This is a genomic window from Pseudomonas costantinii, from assembly GCF_001870435.1.
GTDB classification, from domain to species: Bacteria; Pseudomonadota; Gammaproteobacteria; order Pseudomonadales; family Pseudomonadaceae; genus Aquipseudomonas; species Aquipseudomonas costantinii.
In genome coordinates, this window is sequence record NZ_MDDR01000066.1 from 141,145 (window position 1) to 160,564 (window position 19,420).

Annotated in this window: 18 protein-coding genes and 1 pseudogene; 6 read left to right on the plus strand and 13 right to left on the minus strand. The window is 58.2% G+C overall.

Annotation, left to right across the window (positions count from 1 at the left end):
• Positions 1-4: 4 nt before the first annotated feature.
• Both msrC and BFL40_RS32185 read right to left on the minus strand, forming a co-directional pair.
• The gene (msrC, locus tag BFL40_RS32180; protein ID WP_071487728.1) at positions 5-487 is read right to left on the minus strand and encodes a free L-methionine (R)-S-oxide reductase MsrC; all 483 of its coding nucleotides are present in this window, start codon (positions 485-487) and stop codon (positions 5-7) included.
• The gene (locus tag BFL40_RS32185; RefSeq protein ID WP_071487729.1) at positions 484-1,374 is read right to left on the minus strand and encodes an ATP-binding protein; all 891 of its coding nucleotides are present in this window, start codon (positions 1,372-1,374) and stop codon (positions 484-486) included. The genes msrC and BFL40_RS32185 overlap by 4 nt, the downstream gene beginning before the upstream one ends.
• 164 nt (positions 1,375-1,538) lie before the next feature.
• Between BFL40_RS32185 and BFL40_RS32190 the strand changes: the two genes are divergently transcribed.
• The gene (locus BFL40_RS32190; RefSeq protein ID WP_071487811.1) at positions 1,539-3,848 is read left to right on the plus strand and encodes a hybrid sensor histidine kinase/response regulator; all 2,310 of its coding nucleotides are present in this window, start codon (positions 1,539-1,541) and stop codon (positions 3,846-3,848) included.
• Here the strand turns inward: BFL40_RS32190 and BFL40_RS32195 are convergent.
• The 3 genes from BFL40_RS32195 to msrB all read right to left on the minus strand — a co-directional run bounded on the left by BFL40_RS32195 (position 3,829) and on the right by msrB (position 5,295).
• Positions 3,829-4,293, minus strand: coding sequence for a MarR family winged helix-turn-helix transcriptional regulator (locus BFL40_RS32195; protein ID WP_071487730.1), 465 nt, complete (start codon positions 4,291-4,293; stop codon positions 3,829-3,831). The two genes, BFL40_RS32190 and BFL40_RS32195, sit on opposite strands and share 20 nt — an antisense overlap.
• The gene (locus BFL40_RS32200; RefSeq protein ID WP_071487810.1) at positions 4,290-4,775 is read right to left on the minus strand and encodes a glutathione peroxidase; all 486 of its coding nucleotides are present in this window, start codon (positions 4,773-4,775) and stop codon (positions 4,290-4,292) included. Before BFL40_RS32200 ends, BFL40_RS32195 begins: the two co-directional genes overlap by 4 nt.
• 127 nt (positions 4,776-4,902) lie before the next feature.
• On the minus strand, positions 4,903-5,295 hold the full coding sequence (gene msrB / locus BFL40_RS32205) for a peptide-methionine (R)-S-oxide reductase MsrB (RefSeq protein ID WP_071487731.1): 393 nt from the start codon (positions 5,293-5,295) through the stop codon (positions 4,903-4,905).
• A 202-nt stretch (positions 5,296-5,497) separates the two neighbouring features.
• Here msrB and BFL40_RS32210 point away from each other — a divergent pair, with 202 nt between their 5' ends.
• Together BFL40_RS32210 and htpX are read left to right on the plus strand one after the other, a co-directional pair.
• On the plus strand, positions 5,498-6,709 hold the full coding sequence (locus tag BFL40_RS32210) for a pyridoxal phosphate-dependent aminotransferase (protein WP_017734399.1): 1,212 nt from the start codon (positions 5,498-5,500) through the stop codon (positions 6,707-6,709).
• A 305-nt stretch (positions 6,710-7,014) separates the two neighbouring features.
• Positions 7,015-7,902, plus strand: a complete 888-nt coding sequence (htpX, locus tag BFL40_RS32215; RefSeq protein ID WP_064451549.1) for a protease HtpX — start codon at positions 7,015-7,017, stop codon at positions 7,900-7,902.
• Positions 7,903-7,958: 56 nt separating this feature from the next.
• Here the strand turns inward: htpX and BFL40_RS32220 are convergent, their stop codons facing one another.
• A complete protein-coding gene (locus BFL40_RS32220; protein ID WP_071487732.1) occupies positions 7,959-8,615 on the minus strand; it encodes a thiopurine S-methyltransferase in 657 nt (218 codons plus the stop codon).
• 103 nt (positions 8,616-8,718) lie between these two features.
• Here BFL40_RS32220 and BFL40_RS32225 point away from each other — a divergent pair, with 103 nt between their 5' ends.
• Positions 8,719-9,486 carry a DODA-type extradiol aromatic ring-opening family dioxygenase gene (locus BFL40_RS32225; protein ID WP_071487733.1) on the plus strand — a complete coding sequence of 256 codons (768 nt, stop codon included), beginning with the start codon at positions 8,719-8,721 and terminating at the stop codon, positions 9,484-9,486.
• Between the two features lie 84 nt (positions 9,487-9,570).
• Here the strand turns inward: BFL40_RS32225 and BFL40_RS32230 are convergent, their stop codons facing one another.
• On the minus strand, positions 9,571-11,244 hold the full coding sequence (locus tag BFL40_RS32230) for a DEAD/DEAH box helicase (RefSeq protein WP_071487734.1): 1,674 nt from the start codon (positions 11,242-11,244) through the stop codon (positions 9,571-9,573).
• A gap of 424 nt (positions 11,245-11,668) precedes the next feature.
• Between BFL40_RS32230 and BFL40_RS32235 the strand changes: the two genes are divergently transcribed.
• Positions 11,669-12,460, plus strand: a complete 792-nt coding sequence (locus BFL40_RS32235) for a crotonase/enoyl-CoA hydratase family protein (RefSeq protein WP_071487735.1) — start codon at positions 11,669-11,671, stop codon at positions 12,458-12,460.
• A 27-nt stretch (positions 12,461-12,487) separates the two neighbouring features.
• On the opposite strand, the gene BFL40_RS32240 is transcribed toward BFL40_RS32235, so the two are convergent.
• Positions 12,488-13,243 carry a spermidine synthase gene (locus BFL40_RS32240; protein ID WP_071487736.1) on the minus strand — a complete coding sequence of 252 codons (756 nt, stop codon included), beginning with the start codon at positions 13,241-13,243 and terminating at the stop codon, positions 12,488-12,490.
• 124 nt (positions 13,244-13,367) lie between these two features.
• Between BFL40_RS32240 and BFL40_RS32245 the strand changes: the two genes are divergently transcribed.
• Positions 13,368-14,714 carry a class II 3-deoxy-7-phosphoheptulonate synthase gene (locus BFL40_RS32245; protein ID WP_071487737.1) on the plus strand — a complete coding sequence of 449 codons (1,347 nt, stop codon included), beginning with the start codon at positions 13,368-13,370 and terminating at the stop codon, positions 14,712-14,714.
• On the opposite strand, the pseudogene BFL40_RS32250 reads toward BFL40_RS32245, so the two are convergent.
• The 5 genes and pseudogenes from BFL40_RS32250 to BFL40_RS32270 all read right to left on the minus strand — a co-directional run.
• Positions 14,704-15,768: pseudogene (locus BFL40_RS32250) on the minus strand (winged helix-turn-helix domain-containing protein); the annotation flags it as partial. The gene BFL40_RS32245 and the pseudogene BFL40_RS32250 sit on opposite strands and share 11 nt — an antisense overlap.
• A 116-nt stretch (positions 15,769-15,884) precedes the next feature.
• Positions 15,885-16,559, minus strand: a complete 675-nt coding sequence (locus BFL40_RS34420; protein WP_235864741.1) for a tail fiber assembly protein — start codon at positions 16,557-16,559, stop codon at positions 15,885-15,887.
• Between the two features lie 3 nt (positions 16,560-16,562).
• On the minus strand, positions 16,563-17,777 hold the full coding sequence (locus BFL40_RS34225; RefSeq protein WP_071487738.1) for a gp53-like domain-containing protein: 1,215 nt from the start codon (positions 17,775-17,777) through the stop codon (positions 16,563-16,565).
• Positions 17,777-18,352 (minus strand): YmfQ family protein, encoded by a 576-nt coding sequence (locus tag BFL40_RS32265; RefSeq protein WP_071487739.1) that lies wholly within the window; start codon positions 18,350-18,352, stop codon positions 17,777-17,779. Before BFL40_RS32265 ends, BFL40_RS34225 begins: the two co-directional genes overlap by 1 nt.
• The gene (locus BFL40_RS32270) at positions 18,349-19,419 is read right to left on the minus strand and encodes a baseplate J/gp47 family protein (protein WP_071487740.1); all 1,071 of its coding nucleotides are present in this window, start codon (positions 19,417-19,419) and stop codon (positions 18,349-18,351) included. The genes BFL40_RS32265 and BFL40_RS32270 overlap by 4 nt, the downstream gene beginning before the upstream one ends.
• Position 19,420 lies beyond the last annotated feature (1 nt).

The following is a 19,420-nucleotide window of genomic DNA, read 5'->3' on the forward strand; positions in this document are numbered from 1 at the left end:
CCGATCAGCAGTCGGTCAAGCGCAGGAAAATCGCCGCCAGCTGCTCGATACCCACCTGGTCCTGCTGGGTAAAGCGGGCCAGCGACGGGCTATCGAGGTCAAGAACGCCAATCAGTCTGCCGTCCTTGACCAACGGCACCACCAGCTCGCTGTTAGAAGCGCTGTCACAAGCGATGTGCCCGGGGAACGCGTGAACATCTTCCACCCGCTGGGTTTGTCGCGATGCCGCCGCAGCCCCGCACACTCCACGACCGAATGGAATGCGTACGCAGGCGATCTGGCCCTGGAACGGGCCAAGTACCAACTCTTCATTGCGGTTGAGGTAGAAACCCGCCCAGTTCAGGTCGTCCAACTGGTTAAACAGGAAGGCAGAGAACTGCGCGCTGTTGGCGATGAAATCGCGCTCATCGGCCAGTAGCGACTCCAACTGCGCACACAACATGGCATAGCCATCCAGACCGGTGCCGGCCTGCTGCAAATCGATCATGGTTGACGCTCCAGCAACTTGAGGCCCACCCAGTAACGGGCAAACTGATACGCACAACGGCCGTTGCGGTTGCCACGCCCGGTGGCCCAGCGTACGGCAAGGATGTCGAGTTCTTCATCGCGCTGCCACTGCAAGCCAGCCTTGTTCGCCAGCTCGCCGATCCAGTGCTCCACCACATCCAGGAAATGTTCCTGGGTGAACGGGTAGAACGACAACCACAAGCCAAAACGGTCGGATAAGGCGATCTTGTCTTCCACCGCCTCGCTGGGGTGCAGTTCACCATCCACGCGCTTCCAATTGTCGTTGTCGCTCTGGTTTTCCGGCACCAGGTGGCGACGGTTGGAGGTGGCATACAACAGCACGTTTTCCGGCGCCTGCTCCAAGGAGCCGTCCAGCACACTCTTGAGCACACGGTAGTCGCCCTCGCCGGCTTCGAACGACAAGTCATCGCAGAACAGGATGAAACGCTGTGGCAGCTTAAGCAGCTGCTCGACCACACGTGGCAGGTCAGCCAAGTGGTCGCGCTCGATCTCAATCAGGCGCAAGCCGGCCTTGGCGTGCTGGGCGAGCAAGGCGCGCACCATGGACGACTTGCCGGTGCCACGCGAGCCCCAGAGCAACGCATGGTTGGCGGGCAGGCCATCGAGAAATTGTTGGGTGTTACGGGCAAGTGTTTCACGTTGCTTGTCCACACCGATCAGGTCGGACAGGCGCATATCCAGGCTCACTTCCAGCGGGAGCAAAAAACCACTACGGCCTTCGCGCTGCCAACGAGCGGCCAGGCACTGACTCCAGTCGATGGCTTGGCGCGGCGCGGGCAACAAGGGTTCCAAGCGGGCGAGCACTGCATCAGCCCGCTCAAGAAAGGCATTCAATCGAGAATCCACGATTATTCCTCTGGCAAGTTCTTGCAAAAGATGGCGTATTGGCAACCCTGCGGCAGACCGCACGAGGCTGCGTAAAAAAACGATTTATGCCGGGCAAGCTGGAGCCTGTGGATGTTCAGCTATGCTTGCCGGGCGAAGGGAAACGTGAAGTGGCTCAACATCCGATGGATATCAAGTTCGCCCACCGCTTGTCTTATAAACAAGCCCGATTGACTGTGCTGGTCGGTTTCGTCTTGGGAACCTTGCTCAGTCTGATCCAAATCGGCATTGATTATGCCAGCGAAGATGCCTCCATCAACCGTGAAATAAGCTCGCTGATCGAAATTAGCCATAATCCCGCCTCACGTATTGCCTACAACATCGATGCCGAACTCGCTCAGGAGCTGACCCTGGGCCTGCTGCACTCCCCGGCGATTACGCGCGCACAACTGATCGACAACAACGGCGTGATCTTGGCCGACGTTAATCGCCCACGTAAAGAAAGTACTTACCGGCCCATCAGCGACTTTCTGTTTGGGGCTAACCGTCAGTTTGAAGATCGGCTGTTTTTGAGCCACATGCCCAATGACGCCCTCGGTGTGCTGCGCCTGGACGTAGACACTTATGCCTTTGGCAGCCGCTTCCTGCACCGCGCCGAGATCACCCTGCTCAACGGGTTCGCTCGTAGCCTGTTGCTGACCGGGATCTTGCTGGGCCTGTTCTACGTAATGCTGACCCAACCGCTGGTGCGCATTATTCGCGCACTCAGCACCAGTAAGCAGGCCCATCTGGACTGCCCGCCGGGGCACGAACACGATGAAATAGGTGTACTGGTGAGCGTCGCCAACAGGCAATTCGAAAACATGGAGGCCGAGATCCAGCAGCGTCGCCACGCCGAGGACCGCCTCACCGAATACCTGGGCCAACTGGAAGATATCGTCTCCGCGCGCACACTTGAGCTTAAGGCCAGCAACCAACGCTTGAGCCAATCCAACGACGAACTGGAGGCGGCGAAGATGACTGCATTGGGCATGGCCCAGGCGCGGGCGGCGTTCCTGGCCAATATGAGCCACGAAATTCGCACGCCGCTCAATGGCCTGCTGGGCATGATTGCACTGTCGCTGGACAGCCCGCTGAATACCGATCAACGTCAGCAACTGTCCATCGCCCATGACTCCGGCAAGGTGCTGGTAGAGTTGCTCAACGATATCCTCGACCTGTCCAAGTTCGACGCCGGTCAACTTGAGCTGGAAATGATCCCGTTTGATCTGGGCTCACTGGTAGAAGACACCGCCAACCTGCTGTCACAAAACGCCGCGCCGAGCGTCGAACTGACCTGCCTGATCGACCCACTGTTTCCCGCCCAGGTGATCGGCGACCCGACGCGTGTGCGGCAAATCGTCAGCAACCTGCTCTCCAATGCCTTGAAGTTCACCCGCTTCGGCCGAGTCGACGTGCGCCTGAGCGCCAATGAGGGCCGGGTAAAAATTGAAGTGTGCGATACCGGTATCGGCATTGCCCAGGAAGCTCAGGTTAAAATCTTTCAGCCTTTCACCCAGGCGGGCGCCGGCATCACCCGCCAATTTGGCGGCACGGGACTGGGCCTGGCGCTGACACATAACCTATGTGAAGCGATGAAGGGTCGCCTAAGCATCAGTTCGGAAGTGGGCTTTGGCAGCCAGTTCTGCGCCGACCTGCCGCTGCCTGCGCATTTACCGACAGCCCGACACGCTCCCTTGGTGGGTGACGTGATTGCCATCACCAGTGCCGACAACGGACTGACGGAATTGCTGACCACCCTACTGCCGCATTGGGGGCTTACACCACGCTGCTATTCACTCGATGACGATTTAAGCGGGCAAACCCCCGACCTGCTGATCACTGATTGCCCGGAGTGCCTGTTCCGCCTGCGCCCTACGATCAGTGCCCCAATCTTGCTGGTCACCGCCTATGGCAACTTCATGCCCAGTGAAGAAGTGGCGGCCCTGGGACCGTTGCAACAACAGGCACGCCCCTTGAGCCGCAACGCGCTGTATCAGATATTGCAACGCAATTTGCGCAGCGACACGCAACTGATCCTCGACCCCATACAGATGGAAGCCGTGCCCCTGCTGCACCGGGCGCGCATCCTGCTAGTGGAGGACAACCCGGTCAATCAACTGGTGGCCAAGGGCATGCTCAGCAAACTCGGGTGTGAAGTGATCGTGGCCGCCCATGGCGGCGAAGCGCTCAAACGCCTGGAAGAACAGCACGTCGACATGGTGTTGATGGACTGCAATATGCCGGTGATGGACGGCTACGAGGCCAGCCGGCAGATTCGCCGCAGCGGGCGCTGGCCAGACCTGCCCATCGTTGCCTTGACCGCCAACGCCCTCTCGGAGGAGCGCGAACGGTGCCGCGCGGCGGGAATGGATGATTACCTGGCCAAGCCGTTTCGCCGGGAAGAACTCAATGCCTTGCTGGACCTCTGGGTACCTAGGACGACAAAACTCTGATCTGAGCCAGCAACTGGTCCAGACCGTCGCGTAACGTGTCGGCCTGGTTCAGATCAACGCCGCTGTCACACAGCAAACGGGTCTTCAGACCATGGGCCTGTTCTCGTAATTGCACGCCAGCCTCGCTTAGACTCAAGTGCACTTCACGCTCATCGCGCGTGCTTCGTTGACGCTTCACCAGCGCGAGTTGCTCAAGGCGCTTGAGCAACGGCGTCAGGGTGCCCGAGTCCAGCATCAGGCGCTCACCCAGGGCCTTGACCGTCGGCTGCAATGGCATTGTGTCCTGCCATTCCCACAACACCAGCATCACCACATATTGCGGATAGGTCAGACCCAACTGATCGAGCATCGGCTTGTAGGCACGGGTTACAGCCCGTGAGGCGGCGTAGAGCTTGAAACACAACTGGTCGTCGAGGGCCAGGGACACATGGGGTACGTCGGTCATTTGAGCAGGGCTTCGATCTCTTGGGTCAGGTCCTGAGGCTTGGTCGTCGGAGCAAAGCGCTTGACCACCTGACCCTCGCGACCAATCAGGAACTTAGTAAAGTTCCACTTGATACCTTTGGAGCCCAGCAAACCCGGAGCCTGTTTCTTAAGCTGCACGAACAGAGGGTGAGCATCGCTGCCGTTGACATCGATCTTCTTGAACAACGGGAAGCTGACACCGAAATTCAGTTCGCAGAACTCGGAAATAGCGCCTTCGTTACCCGGTTCTTGTTTACCGAATTGGTTGCAGGGAAAGCCCAGCACCACCAGGCCTTGGTCCTTGTATTGCTGCCAGAGTTGCTCAAGACCCTTGTACTGAGGGGTAAAGCCACATTTGCTGGCGGTGTTGACCACCAAAATGGCCTTTCCGGAAAAATCGGCCAAAGTCTTTTGCTCACCCTTGATGGTGGTACACGGGATGCTCAGCAGTTTGTCGCTCATGGCAGTGCCTCGAATGAAGAAGATGGGTAAAAACATAGCTTGCAATTCAATTGTACGCAATTGAATTGACCGAACTGATACCCCGTTATAGATCGTCCCCGCGCATTCTGCGGGGACGCTTCGAGGCTTAGCGCGGCACTAAGTCCAGGCACACCGAGTTGATGCAATAACGCAGGCCGGTCGGCGCAGGACCGTCCGGGAACACATGCCCCAGGTGTGCGTCACATTTGGCACAGGTAACCTCGGTGCGGATCATGCCGTGGCTGACGTCACGGATTTCGATCATCGCGCTGTCGGCAATCGGCTCATAGAAGCTCGGCCAGCCGCAGCCGGCGTCGAACTTAGTCCTGGAGTCGAACAACGGCTCGTTGCAGCAGATGCAGTGGTACACGCCGTCAGTGGTGGTGGCGTTGTACTTGCCGGAAAACGGGCGCTCGGTGCCTTTGAGTCGACACACGTTGTATTGCTCTGGGTCGAGCATCGCTTTCCATTCATCAATGGTTTTCTGCAGCTTTTCCATCGGTACACCTCGGCAACTGAAAAACCCTGATCTGTGTCTTTTCCGTAGATCAGGTGGCACGTATGATTGCGCCTCTTCAAAACGCCAGTCTGGCACCCGCGCTACCGGCATTCAAACGTATTTATGGGTGCAGGCCTCGCAGGATTAGCAGTACGGTTGTCTCTACACCGTCTGGATCGTTCATTTTCAGGATCACATCGCCATGCAGGTCAGCAAATCGAACAAGCTCGCCAACGTCTGCTACGACATTCGCGGCCCAGTGCTCAAGCACGCCAAACGCCTGGAAGAGGAAGGCCATCGCATCCTCAAGCTGAACATTGGCAACCCGGCACCCTTTGGTTTCGAAGCTCCGGACGAAATCCTCCAGGACGTAATCCGCAACCTGCCGACCGCCCAAGGCTACAGCGACTCCAAAGGTCTGTTCAGCGCGCGTAAAGCGGTGATGCAGTACTACCAGCAGAAGCAAGTGGAAGGTGTCGGCATCGAAGACATCTACCTGGGCAATGGCGTGTCCGAGCTGATCGTGATGTCCATGCAGGCTTTGCTCAACAATGGCGACGAAGTATTGGTACCGGCGCCCGACTACCCGCTGTGGACTGCCGCCGTGACCCTGGCGGGTGGCCACCCGGTTCACTATCTGTGCGACGAAGGCGCCGACTGGTTCCCGGACCTGGCCGACATCAAGGCCAAGATCACCCCAAACACCAAGGCCCTGGTAATCATCAACCCGAACAACCCCACCGGCGCGGTGTACTCCAAGGAAGTGCTGCTGGGCATGCTCGAGCTGGCGCGCCAGCACAACCTGGTGGTGTTCTCCGACGAGATCTACGACAAGATCCTCTACGATGATGCCGTGCATGTGTGCACCGCCTCCCTGGCGCCGGACCTGCTGTGCCTGACGTTCAATGGCCTGTCCAAATCCTACCGCGTGGCGGGTTTTCGCTCCGGCTGGATCGCCATTTCCGGCCCCAAGCACAACGCCCAGAGCTACATCGAAGGCATCGACATGCTGGCTAATATGCGCCTGTGCGCCAACGTGCCGAGCCAGCACGCGATCCAGACCGCCCTCGGCGGCTACCAGAGCATCAACGACCTGGTATTGCCCCAAGGCCGCCTGCTGGAACAGCGCAACCGTACGTGGGAGTTGCTCAACGCGATCCCGGGCGTCAGCTGCGTAAAGCCTATGGGCGCGCTGTATGCATTCCCGCGGATCGACCCGAAAGTCTGCCCGATCTTCAACGATGAGAAGTTCGTGCTTGACCTGCTGCTGTCGGAAAAGCTGCTGGTGGTCCAGGGAACAGCATTCAACTGGCCGTGGCCGGATCACTTCCGCGTAGTAACGTTGCCGCGCGTGGATGACTTGGACATGGCCATTGGTCGCATCGGTAACTTCCTCAAGTCCTATCGCCAATAACGGATGTTGCGCTGTACGACTGGTATTCGGTCGTACAGCGAGTATCTGGCAACACTTCTTTGCCTTTCCTCCCCTCTGCACCTATCGCAGTACACCACGGGCCGGTCAGCCCCCTATAATTACAGGACGGCAAGGCAAGAGAGCGGTGATCACAACCTGTTTTCCTGGTCGGAAAATCCTTTCAAGGCTCTACATTCAGGCTGTAGGACACAGTTTGAAATAGTCGCTCGGTTGAATCACCCCATGCCGCACCTTATATACCCCGCAGTACGCGACATATTAAGCATGAGGAGAACTCTACAACCATGATGCGCATCCTGCTGTTCTTGGCCACTAACCTGGCGGTCGTGCTGATTGCCAGCATCACCCTGAGCCTTTTCGGCTTCAACGGGTTCATGGCGGCCAACGGGGTTGACCTGAACCTCAATCAGCTGCTGGTTTTCTGTGCGGTCTTTGGTTTTGCCGGCTCGCTGTTCTCGCTGTTCATCTCCAAGTGGATGGCGAAGATGAGCACCAGCACCCAGGTCATCACCCAGCCACGCACCCGACATGAGCAATGGTTGCTGCAAACTGTTGAGCAGCTGTCCCGCGAGGCCGGAATCAAGATGCCTGAGGTCGGGATCTTCCCAGCCTATGAAGCCAACGCATTCGCCACCGGCTGGAACAAAAACGACGCGCTCGTTGCCGTAAGCCAGGGCATGCTGGAACGCTTCTCTTACGATGAAGTCAAGGCGGTACTGGCCCACGAGATTGGCCACGTGGCTAACGGCGACATGGTCACCCTGGCACTGGTACAAGGCGTGGTGAACACCTTCGTGATGTTCTTCGCGCGGATCATCGGTAACTTCGTCGACAAGGTGATCTTCAAAAACGAAGAAGGCCGCGGTATTGCCTACTTCGTGGCGACCATCTTCGCTGAAGTGGTACTGGGCTTCCTGGCCAGTGCGATCACCATGTGGTTCTCGCGCAAACGCGAATTCCGCGCAGACGAAGCCGGTGCCCGCCTGGCCGGTACCGGGGCGATGATTGCAGCCTTGCAGCATCTGCGCTCCGAACAAGGCCTGCCGGTGCACATGCCGGACAGCCTGACCGCCTTTGGTATCAACGGCGGCATCAAACAAGGCTTTGCGCGCATGTTCATGAGCCACCCGCCGCTGGAAGAGCGAATCGACGCACTGCGTCGCCGGGGCTGATAGTCGGAAGCAACGCAAAAGGGGCGATTGAATCGCCCCTTTTTTGTGGGCGCGATTTACGCCTTGGTCAGTCGATAGACACGCTCATCAAGTTGGGTGACGCCGTCCTGCATGGCCTTCCAGCTCTCACCCAGGATGTCTCGCTCTTCCAGCACACGAAGGTTCCAGTGCGACCCCAGCAGTACCTTCACTTCGTCATCCGACACCGCAAACGGCGGGCCAGCTTTCTTTACCTGGTCATAGTCCAAAGTGATCAGCAAACCCTGACAGCCAGAGCCCAACAGCGTATTGAGATGCTCTGCATATTGCGCCCGCATCAGCGGGGGCAAGGCGATCAGCGCGGCGCGGTCGTAGAGTGCAGTGCAATCGAGCAAAGCGTCGGCGCCTAAATCAAAGAAATCACCGCACCACACCTCGATCAAATCGGCCCGGTACACGTTGAAGGCGCCCTGCCGGCTGATCCGTGGCGTGAGCGACTGCTCACTGAAAAACGCCTCGACAGCCTGCTCCGACAGCTCCACCCCCATAACGCGATGCCCAAGACTGGCCAACCACATCACATCCAGACTCTTGCCACACAACGGCACCAGCACCTTTGCGCCTTCAGCCAGCGTAAGTTGCGGCCAGTATCGTTGCAGGTAAGGATTGACCTCGGGTAAGTGAAAGCCGATCTGATTGCGCGCCCAACGCTCTTGCCAAAACTTAGGCTCCATAAATCACCCTGAAAATTCGATCAAAAGGCGCTAAAACTTATATTAGATTTAGATCAATGATCTGATTGAAGATGGGACCATGTTAACGCTCAGGACCCTACTTATGTTCCCCAGCCTGTTTATCTCCCACGGTTCGCCCATGCTTGCCCTGCAACCCGGCGCCAGTGGCCCGGCGCTGCAGCGCTTGGCGGCTGAACTGCCACGCCCAAAAGCAATTGTGGTGGTGTCGGCTCACTGGGAAAGCCAAGAGTTGCTGGTCAGTGGCAGTGCCGCACCGGAAACCTGGCACGACTTCGGCGGCTTCCCCCGCGAATTATTTGCCGTGCAATACCCTGCTCCTGGCGACCCACAGTTGGCGAATGAAATTGTCGAGTTGCTCCACGCCGATGGATTGAATGCGCGCATAGATAATCGCCGTCCCTTTGACCATGGCACGTGGGTGCCGCTGTCGCTGATGTACCCGGCAGCGGATATTCCAGTGGTCCAGGTTTCGTTACCCAGCCGCATGGGCCCTGCCCTACAGACCCGAGTCGGGCATGCTCTTGCCAGCTTGCGCGGACAAGGCGTGCTGTTGATCGGCTCCGGCAGCATCACCCATAACCTGGGTGAATTGAACTGGCAGGCCGGGCCAGAGAGCATTGAGCCTTGGGCGCGCGACTTCCGTGACTGGATAGTGGATAAACTTACCGCTAACGATGAGACGGCCCTGCACGACTATCGCCGCCAGGCCCCACATGCCGTGCGCAGTCATCCGAGTGATGAGCACCTGTTACCACTATATTTTGCGCGAGGCGCCGGTGGCGACTTCAGCGTGGCGCACCAGGGGTTCACCATGGGCGCGTTGGGCATGGACATTTACCGCTTCGGCTGACCCTCACACCTTAAAAAGCAGGCAAAAAAAATCCCCGAACCAGTCGGGGATTTTTTATGTGCGATCAATCAGCCCAGGGGCGGATCAATCTTCGCGGTAGCGACGCAGCTTCAGCTGCTTACCGGCAACGCGAGTGTCTTTCAGCTTGGCCAGCAGTTTTTCCAGACCGTCTTCCGGCAGCTCCACCAGGGAGAAACTGTCACGGACCTGGATACGACCGATGGCTTCACGTGCCAGGCCACCCTCGTTGAGGATAGCGCCCAGCAGGTTCTTGGCAGCGATGCCATCACGCGCACCCAGCGCGGTACGGCAACGAGCACGGCCTTCAGCCAATGGAACCGGAGCGCGACGCTCGCGATCACCGCGGTCTGGACGGTCGCCAGTACGCTCTGGGCGATCACCGCGTGGCGCGTTGTTCGGGACCAGTGGACGTTCTTTCTCGATCGCAGCCAGGGTCAGGGCCTGACCGTTGGTAGCTTTGCGCAACAGAGCTGCGGCCAGAGCACGCGGGGTGCAACCGATATCGGCGGTCAGGCGGTCCAACAGGTCGCCGTGGGTCGATTCAGCGTCAGCCACCAGCGGCGACAAGCTGTTGGTCAGTTTCTTGATGCGAGCATCCAGAACGGCCTGAGCATCCGGCAGACGGACTTCGGCAACTTTCTGACCGGTTACACGCTCGATCACTTGCAGCATGCGGCGCTCACGTGGAGTCACCAACAGCAGTGCACGACCTTCACGACCGGCACGGCCGGTACGGCCGATACGGTGAACGTAGGACTCTGGATCGTAAGGCATGTCAACGTTGAACACGTGGGTGATACGTGGAACGTCGAGGCCACGAGCAGCAACGTCGGTCGCTACAACGATGTCCAGACGGCCATCCTTGAGGGAGTCGATCACGCGCTCACGCTGGTTCTGGGCAATGTCACCGTTCAGCGCAGCGGCTTTGTAGCCTTTGGCTTCCAGGGCACTGGCCAGGTCCAGGGTCGCTTGCTTGGTGCGCACGAACATGATCAGGGCGTCGAAGTCTTCAACTTCCAGCAGGCTCAATACAGCCGAGGTCTTCTGGTCAGCGTGAACCAACAGGTGAGCCTGTTCGATCGCGGTAACGGTCTGAGTCTTGGTCTGGATCTTCACGTGTTGCGGATCGCGCAGATGGCGCTCGGCAATGGCACGGATCGACTGCGGCAGGGTGGCCGAGAACAGTACGGTCTGACGGGTTGGTGGCAGCGCCTTGAAGATGACTTCCAGGTCATCCATAAAGCCCAGCTTCAACATTTCATCAGCTTCGTCGAGAACCAGGTGATTCACGGTCGCCAGGACTTTTTCGTCGCGACGCAGGTGGTCGCACAGACGGCCCGGAGTGGCGACAACAATCTGTGCGCCATTACGAATTGCTTTGAGTTGTGGGCCCATAGGCGCGCCGCCGTAAACGGCCACAACGGTTACACCCGGCATTTGCTTGGCGTAAGTTTCAAAAGCGGTTGCTACTTGCAGCGCCAACTCACGGGTTGGCGCCAGGATCAGGGCTTGCGGCTCGCGCTTGGCAGGATCGATGCAGTGCAGAATTGGCAGGGCGAACGCGGCGGTTTTACCGGTACCGGTTTGCGCCTGGCCAATCATGTCTTGGCCGGCCATGATGATCGGGATCGATTGCTGCTGAATAGCCGAAGGTTCTTCGTAGCCAGTCGCGATGACGGCAGCAAGAATGTTCGGGTTAAGATTAAAAGCGGCGAAGCCGCCGGTTTCCTGGGTCATGGGTCTGCCTCTAAGTGCATCCGCAAAGACCCATGCTCCAAAGCTGCGCATGCCGTGTTGAGACTCAAGAGTCGCCCTGGCTGCTTTGTCGGCGGGGATTTGCGAAAACGAATGAATGGAAAAAGATTCGTCAAGGGAGAGTCCGCTGTGCGGACGTGCAGCCGAAGCTGACTTCGGGGAATTGCGCTACCTAAACGCGGCCCGGTTAAAGGCCGGCGCGCACTATACCGGAAATACCTGAAAAAGGGAGCTTTTTTTATCGGAAAACACCGATAAACCGCGCTGCGTCGCAGTCTTTGCAGATAACACCGGCAGGGTCTATTTTTCAAAGGCCCGCCCCTGTTGGTCACAACACTTAAACGGTTCACCTACTTATTAAGACCCTTTGGTCTGAAACCCTTACCCAAGCCCGAGGGCACACCCGATGAAACAAGCCAGCAGCAGTCGCGTCAGCCGTGAATTACAGGGTTATGTCCTGCTGCTGGGCCTGGACCGGGTGGCCAAGCGCAATGCCTTCGATCTGGACTTACTGAATGAGCTGAGCCTGGCCTATGGCGAATTTGATCGAAATGATGACGCACGGGTGGCCGTGGTATTTGCCCACGGCGATCACTTCACCGCTGGGCTGGACTTGGCCAACGTCAGCGCAGTGATGGCGGGAGGCTGGCATCCACCCTTGGGCGGCTGCGATCCTTGGGGCGTGTTCGCAGGCCCCAGGGTCAGTAAACCGGTAATCGTCGCGGCCCAAGGCTACTGCCTGACCATCGGTATCGAGCTGATGCTGGCGGCAGATATCAATATCTGCGCGAGCAACACACGCTTTGCGCAGATGGAAGTACAACGTGGGATCTTTCCGTTTGGTGGCGCGACGTTACGCTTTCATCAGATCGCCGGCTGGGGCAATGCGATGCGCTGGCTGCTCACCGGCGATGAGTTTGATGCACACGAAGCCCTGCGCCTGGGGTTGGTACAGGAAGTAATGGCCAGCGAAGACTTGCTGCCCCGCGCCATCGAACTGGCCAGCCGCATTGCCCGCCAGGCGCCGCTGGGCGTGCAGGCAACGTTGATGTCGGCACGCCAGGCACGCATGGAAGGCGAAACCGTCGCGGCAGCCGCGCTACCGCCGATGGTCGATAAACTGCTCAACAGTGAAGACGCCAAGGAAGGCGTGCGCGCCATGATCGAGAGGCGCCCCGGCGTGTTCAAGGGTATTTGAACAACCTGATGACGCCATCGCGGGCAACTAGGTTGCCGGCCGAATCGCCTTGATCAGCGCCTGCAACGAGTAACCCAAGCGCGGTGCCAAGACCTCGGCGCGGGAGGAAAGTGCATCAAGGTCCAGTTCCTGATCCAGCTCCGAAGGCACCAGCAGAATCACATTGCCCTCCTTCACCGGCAGCTCCCAGTAATGCCGGTGATACAACCCGCGCAGCAACGCAGCACCCAGCGGTTTGCCATCATCAGTGGCCCACTGATTGATCACCAACCAGCCGCCAGGGTTGAGTTTCTTCTGGCAGTTTTCCAGGAAGGTCCAGGCCAGGTGCCCGACACCGGGGCCGACATCGGTATAAAGATCGACGAAAATCAGGTCGGCCGATTCGGCGGAGTCAAGCAACTCCAAGGCATCGCCAATGCGGATGTACAAGCGCGGATCGTCATCCAGCCCCAGGTATTCGATGGCCAGGCGCGGCACATCGGGACGCAACTCGATGGCTTCAACGTCTTCCAGCGACAGAAACTTGAGGCAAGCCTGGGTCAGCGTACCGGCGCCCAGCCCAAGGAACAGCGCACTCTCCGGCTGCTCATGGCACAGCGCACCAATCAACATCGCACGGGTGTAGTCATACTCCAGCCAGCTCGGGTCGGCGGTGAACACACAGCTTTGCTCGATGGCATCGCCAAACTCGAGAAAACGGTAATCGGCCACTTCGAGCACACGGATCATGCCGAAATCATCATGAACTTCGGCCAGCAGGCGCTCGACACGCTCCTCGGTCATCACTACTCCTAAAGGGTTTACCGCACGGCAAAGGCGCGATTGTCGGCCAACCGGCGGCAACAGGTCACGTACTAATTACTGCTAACATTGGTGCCCTACAGTCAATCAACCAATCGAGTTCATGATGAGCCACCCTTGGAGCCCCGACAGCTGGCGCGCCCTGCCGATCCAGCAACAACCCCAGTACCCGGACGCTGCACACTTGCTGCAAGTGGAGCAGAACCTGGCCAGCTACCCGCCACTGGTGTTTGCCGGGGAAGCCCGCGAGTTGCGCCGTCAATTTGCCGAGGTAACCCAGGGTCGCGCCTTCCTGTTGCAGGGTGGCGACTGCGCCGAGAGCTTTGCCGAATTCTCCGCCGCAAAAATCCGCGACACCTTCAAGGTGCTGCTGCAGATGGCAATCGTGATGACCTTCGCCGCCGGCTGCCCGGTCGTCAAAGTCGGGCGCATGGCCGGCCAATTCGCCAAGCCGCGTTCGGCCAACGATGAAACCATCGACGGCATCACGCTGCCCGCCTACCGTGGCGATATCGTCAACGGCATCGGCTTTGATGAAAAAAGTCGCGTCCCGGACCCGGATCGCCTGTTGCAGTCCTATCACCAGTCCACCGCCACCCTCAACCTGCTGCGCGCCTTTGCCCAGGGCGGATTTGCCGACCTGCACCAGGTGCACAAGTGGAACCTGGACTTTATCGCCAACTCCGCACTGGCCGAAAAGTACAGCCAACTGGCCGACCGCATCGACGAAACCCTGGCCTTCATGCGCGCCTGCGGCATGGACAGTTCGCCGCAGCTGCGCGAAACCAGCTTCTTTACCGCCCACGAAGCGCTGTTGCTCAACTACGAACAAGCCTTTGTACGCCGCGACAGCCTGACCAACGACTACTACGACTGCTCGGCCCATATGCTATGGATCGGCGACCGCACCCGTCAGTTGGATGGGGCCCATGTTGAATTCCTGCGCGGGGTGAACAACCCAATCGGCGTCAAGGTCGGCCCGAGCATGAACCCCGACGACCTGATCCGCCTGATCGACATCCTCAACCCGAACAACGACCCCGGCCGTCTGAACCTGATTGCACGCATGGGCGCCGGCAAGGTCGGCGACCACCTGCCAGGCCTGATCCGCGCGGTGCAGCGCGAGGGCAAACAGGTGCTGTGGAGCTCCGACCCGATGCACGGCAACACCATCAAGGCCAGCAGCGGCTACAAGACCCGCGACTTTGCGCAGATCCTCAGCGAAGTGAAGGAATTCTTCCAAGTACACCAAGCGGAAGGCAGCTATGCCGGCGGGATCCACATCGAGATGACCGGGCAGAACGTCACCGAATGCATCGGCGGCGCACGGCCGATCACCGAAGACGGTTTGTCGGACCGCTATCACACCCATTGCGACCCACGGATGAATGCCGATCAGTCGCTGGAACTGGCCTTCCTGATTGCCGAGACGCTGAAGCAAGTCAAACGCTAGACACCATCGCCGCCCTTAACCGGGCGGCGCTGGGCCGCCGACAATTGAGCTGGACCTGCTCCAGCCCCAGCCAGTCGGCCATTTGCCGCAAGCTCAACGCCAAAGCCCGCATCCCCTCTTCATCAAGCCCCGACTCTTCTTCGTGCACCGCATGCACCGCCAGACACCCGTTGGCGCGTTCGGCGCGCAAGTCGATGCGCGCGGCGATTCGCTCATTGTGTAAAAACGGCAGCACGTAATAGCCGTATATCCGCTTATCTTGCGGGGTATAGATTTCCAGCCGGTAACGGAAATCGAACAGACGCTCGGTACGGGTGCGCTCCCAGATCAGCGAATCGAACGGCGACAGCAACGCACTGGCCGGCACCTTACGCGGCACTTTCGGATCGGTCAGGCAGTACGCCGGTTGTTTCCAACCTTGCACCTGGCACATCACTAACAGCCCCTCCTCGACCAATTCCGCCAAGCGGTTGCGGCTGTCGGCGGGGTCCAGGCGAAAATAATCACGCAGGTCCTTTTCGGTGCCAACGCCCAGTGCGGTGGCGCTGTGCAGCAGCAAGCCGCGCTGGGCCTGGGCCTCGCTTAAAGACGCTTGCTGAAGGATCTCGCCGGGGATGACCCGCTCCGGCAAATCATAAAGACGCTCAAACCCTCGACGACCGGCGACAGTGACCAAACCCGCGGCAAACAGCCATTCCAACGCGTGCTTTTCATCGCTCCAGTCCCACCATGGACCGGCGCGCTCCTCGCGGGTCGACAGACTGCCGGCGCCAAGTGCGCCTTGTTGCTCAACAGTCTGCAGAACGCGCTGGATGGTGGCTTGTTGCTCACGACCGAAACGCGCCATCTGCGAGTAGATCCCCTGCCCCAGCTTTGCTCTTTCCATTCGCCAGCGCATCAACGGGTACAGCGCCATGGGCAACAAAGAAGCCTCATGCCCCCAATATTCAAATAGCGAGCGCCGCCGGCCCTGGCTCCACGCCGCCTGCTCAAGGATCAAAGGGGAATAATTGCCCAAGCGGGAAAACAGCGGCAGGTAATGGGAGCGCACCACTGTAAGCCAGCGCCGGATTTGGCACCGTTCGGCGCGATACTTGGCACTCCGTGAGAAAAGGCCTGCACGCCTTTATTGCAGGATGTTTGGCACAGCAAGATAAGACCGAATGGCGGTCACCCCGCCAAAATCACAGCGAGCCATTCAGGGGCACCTGGTCGCTTATCCTTTAAGGGGAAGTCGACCGACTCAGGCCAGTCGCGCAAGTCCTGTCGATAGCCCTGCAATTGTTTGTACTGCTCAGCAGTAAGGGTTGTAGGGCGCTCAGCCTCCAGCTCGTCGCGGTGACGGGCGATCAGCGGATCAGTGAGCAACAGCGTTTTATCTCGCAATGCACGCTCGCGGTTTTTCAGCTCTTCCACCGTAGGCCCAGGTGCAGGGCCAGTACTCGGGCGCCCTTTTTTGCCAGGCACAAGAACCGAACCGCCCAGCGCAAGAACGCGGAATATCTCGTCGTGTTCATCCTGGGGAACGTCTACAAGCTCAGACTCTGGCGGAAGCAAACACACAGGGTTGGGCACGGTAATCAGCGGTGCTGAAACACTGTTATCTGGCACATCAATCATGGGCGCCACTGCGTCTGCATCAGGCACAGAAATGGTTTTAGGCTGTGATTCGTTGCCCTCACTCCAGGCAGGGTTTTGAATCGAAACGTTTGGGCGATTCCACTCTGGATCGGGGACAGAGACGGTTGGCCGCACCCATTCGGGGTCTGGCACTTGAATAGTCCGTGTACCGTGGAATACCTCATTGAAGAATGTATTGTCTTTTGCGCTATAGAAAATTTTCACTTTTTAAACCCCCCTGGCCTCTACCATTAAAACAAGGCCCGATTGCACTACGGCGGCCCATTCCTCAATTCTTACCGTACAACCGGCTTTTGTAGGCGGGTAGAAACATAAAGATAGGGCACTCGAAGATCCAGTTGACTGCCTAACACTTGACCTTACGTTTAAACACTGATTTGGAAATTGAAAAGGCCATGTAACGTCTACTAATGTGGTCCCCGGACTGTCACTAAGAGCGTACTCAACCCATTGAATGATTTCCCCAGTATCGGCGTTTTTGCTCCAGCCGCTGCTAGCGAGCAATGCCGTATCTTTTGGCCTTGACGTTTGCAGCAGTACAAGTTCGCCAGTTGCATCAACACGTAAATATGGCGCGGTTTTGTCACCCCCTACCAAACCCACCGCTGATATCCAGTCTTTAGTCGGATACTGACTGGTCCAGCCTTTCACAAATGCCGTGCTGGCGGCGCTACTACTGCTATCCGACATGGTTTGAGTCGGCACACTTGTCGTTCCGGTAATGACCAACGATGGAACGTTAAGTATGCCTTCGGCAGAGTAAGTCATTGACGGGCCGGTCCAGGTGTTATCGGAACTAACCGTTCGCCACGAAAATCCGCCTGTACCGTCAGATCTGTTGCAGATAAAAGCCAGAGCCTTGCTTAAACCACCATCACCAGGCCCATACACAATAAATCCGCCAGGAGAATTGATAGCCGAATAGTTTCGGTTAATACGAAGGCTAGAAAGACTAGGAGAGTAATCTCCCCCAGCAACAGGCATCTTTCCAGCAATGGAGTTTGCCACAGTCACTGCAAAGTTTGGATCGTTCCCCAGGGCGTCCGCCAGTTCCTTCAACGTATCAAGGGCTGCTGGCGACGACGCTACCAAAGCCGCGACAGCATTCTGAATCACAGTGCCTGTTTCTGCTTTCGTAAAGACATCAGAAAGTTTGTAACCGTCGCGGGAGGTCGGTTTACCCGTAATCTTGTCCCAACTGCTCGCAAGCTCCTGCAACATCTTCACAGCCTTCAAAACCTGCCCATCATCTTCCGACTTCAGATCCTGCCCGGAACCCTGCACTAGGTTAACCAGCTCACGCTGCATAGCATTCAACCAAGCCACAGTTATCATGGTGGCATCAATGCCAGAGCCGGGCTGGCCCTGTGTGAATTCGCCTGCACCGTTCGCAGTCGCGGTGCTACTGCTGATTTTCTGCATCAGTTATCTCCGTAGCCGAATAGCAAAATGGACTCGGCCGGTTTCATCTGGCCCAGTCGACATTCAAGTAATTTGTTACCCCAGGACGCCACCGGATCACCTGCGGCAGTTAAACCAGCCAGTGCATAGGTGACAGTTACAGCGGGAGCATTAACGCGCCAGGTGAAGTCCCAATCACCGCCGTAAACGCGGTCGCCTGCACGCGCTATACCTGCACGGGCATGGTGAAAGGTCGCAATGGTGATGTCGTAGCCCAGAGACTTAGCCAAGGCGATGTAAAAGGGTTTGCTCTGCCCGCCACGTGCTTGCAGTTTGCTAACAACCGCCTGGACGCGTTGCCGGATGGATTGCGGCACGCCTATAAGGCACGGATCGGGTAACGCCAAAACTCGCTCCCAGTCAGCCAAACCCATACCAGAGTCGGCAAAGATCGCGCTGTAGACTGCCTCTGCCTGGGTGTCAGACTGGGTCAGCGCGTTAGCCTCGGCCTCAATAGTGGCGGACAGCATCGGCGCATTGCCGTCATAGGACACAGGAGGTAGCAGCATCCGCAGTTGGTCGGCGAGCTGCGTCATTTCAGCAGGCCCAGGGTAATAATGCCGGGGCGAATCCAGCCAATCAGACTTGCATCATCCGATGCCAATACGTTACCCGTCGGGGCAGTAACGGCCCGATCAACCACACCCGCCAAGTTGCCGATCATGTTCTCTATCTGGGAGCGCTTGAGCGTTTCACGAGGTTTGAGGGCTCCCAGCAAAGAGTTGTAACCGGATTGAGCTGCGACCTGCACATCCGCCAGGGCGTAGCCCTCTGCAAGCTCAACCAGCCCGGCCGAATTGACCCGCCGCTCCGTTGGGGCGTACGCCCATACATTAGCGAAGACTGAACACACACTAGTGACGTGTTCCAAACAACGAGTAATAACCTCGGCTGATGGGCTGCCAGTGCTGGCGGTGAGAACTAGGTCAATTGAATTACCACTGCGCCGCTTTGGCAGTACCAACACATCAGCCACGCCATCCACCTCTTTAGCCCAACGCTTGAAGTCGGCCAGATTGCCTCCGGCTGGTGGTGATTGGATGACATCAAGCAATCGGGCGAGCAACGATTCCGGGCTCTCCTGATCTTCTCCGCCGGTGGTTGCACCGACAAAGCTAGCGTTAGCGTCCATGCCAAGCGGTGGGCTGGTGAGGACCAAGTCGCCTGTCAGCCCATCGAGCGAAGAACCAACGGTGTGAGCCTTTACCTGGACAGTAGTGGTCCCGTCGGTGCCAAGTTTCGCGCTAGCTAGACTGTCGAACTGCTCTCCAGTCACACGGTGCGTCAATGTCGAACCTTGCAGCAGTTCAACCGACGCAGTGCCCTTTAGGCCAACTAAACCTGTAGCCGCAACAGGGGCCTTGCGCTGAACACCACGAATACCAGCGGCGTGCACCAGTTCTTCTACGTCTGCGGTATCCGGAAAGACTTGCCGATAAAGCCAGGCCAGCTTCTGATAGAGGCCTTCGATAGCGGCAGCAATGGCCGCAGACCGGATGTAGTGGTCGCTGTCGGTGCCGATGTCGGCTTCATCGTTGAGCGCTTTTATGTCCCGCAGAATGGCTGCCAGGATGGTCTCAAGATTGGGAGCGGAAAAGGCCATG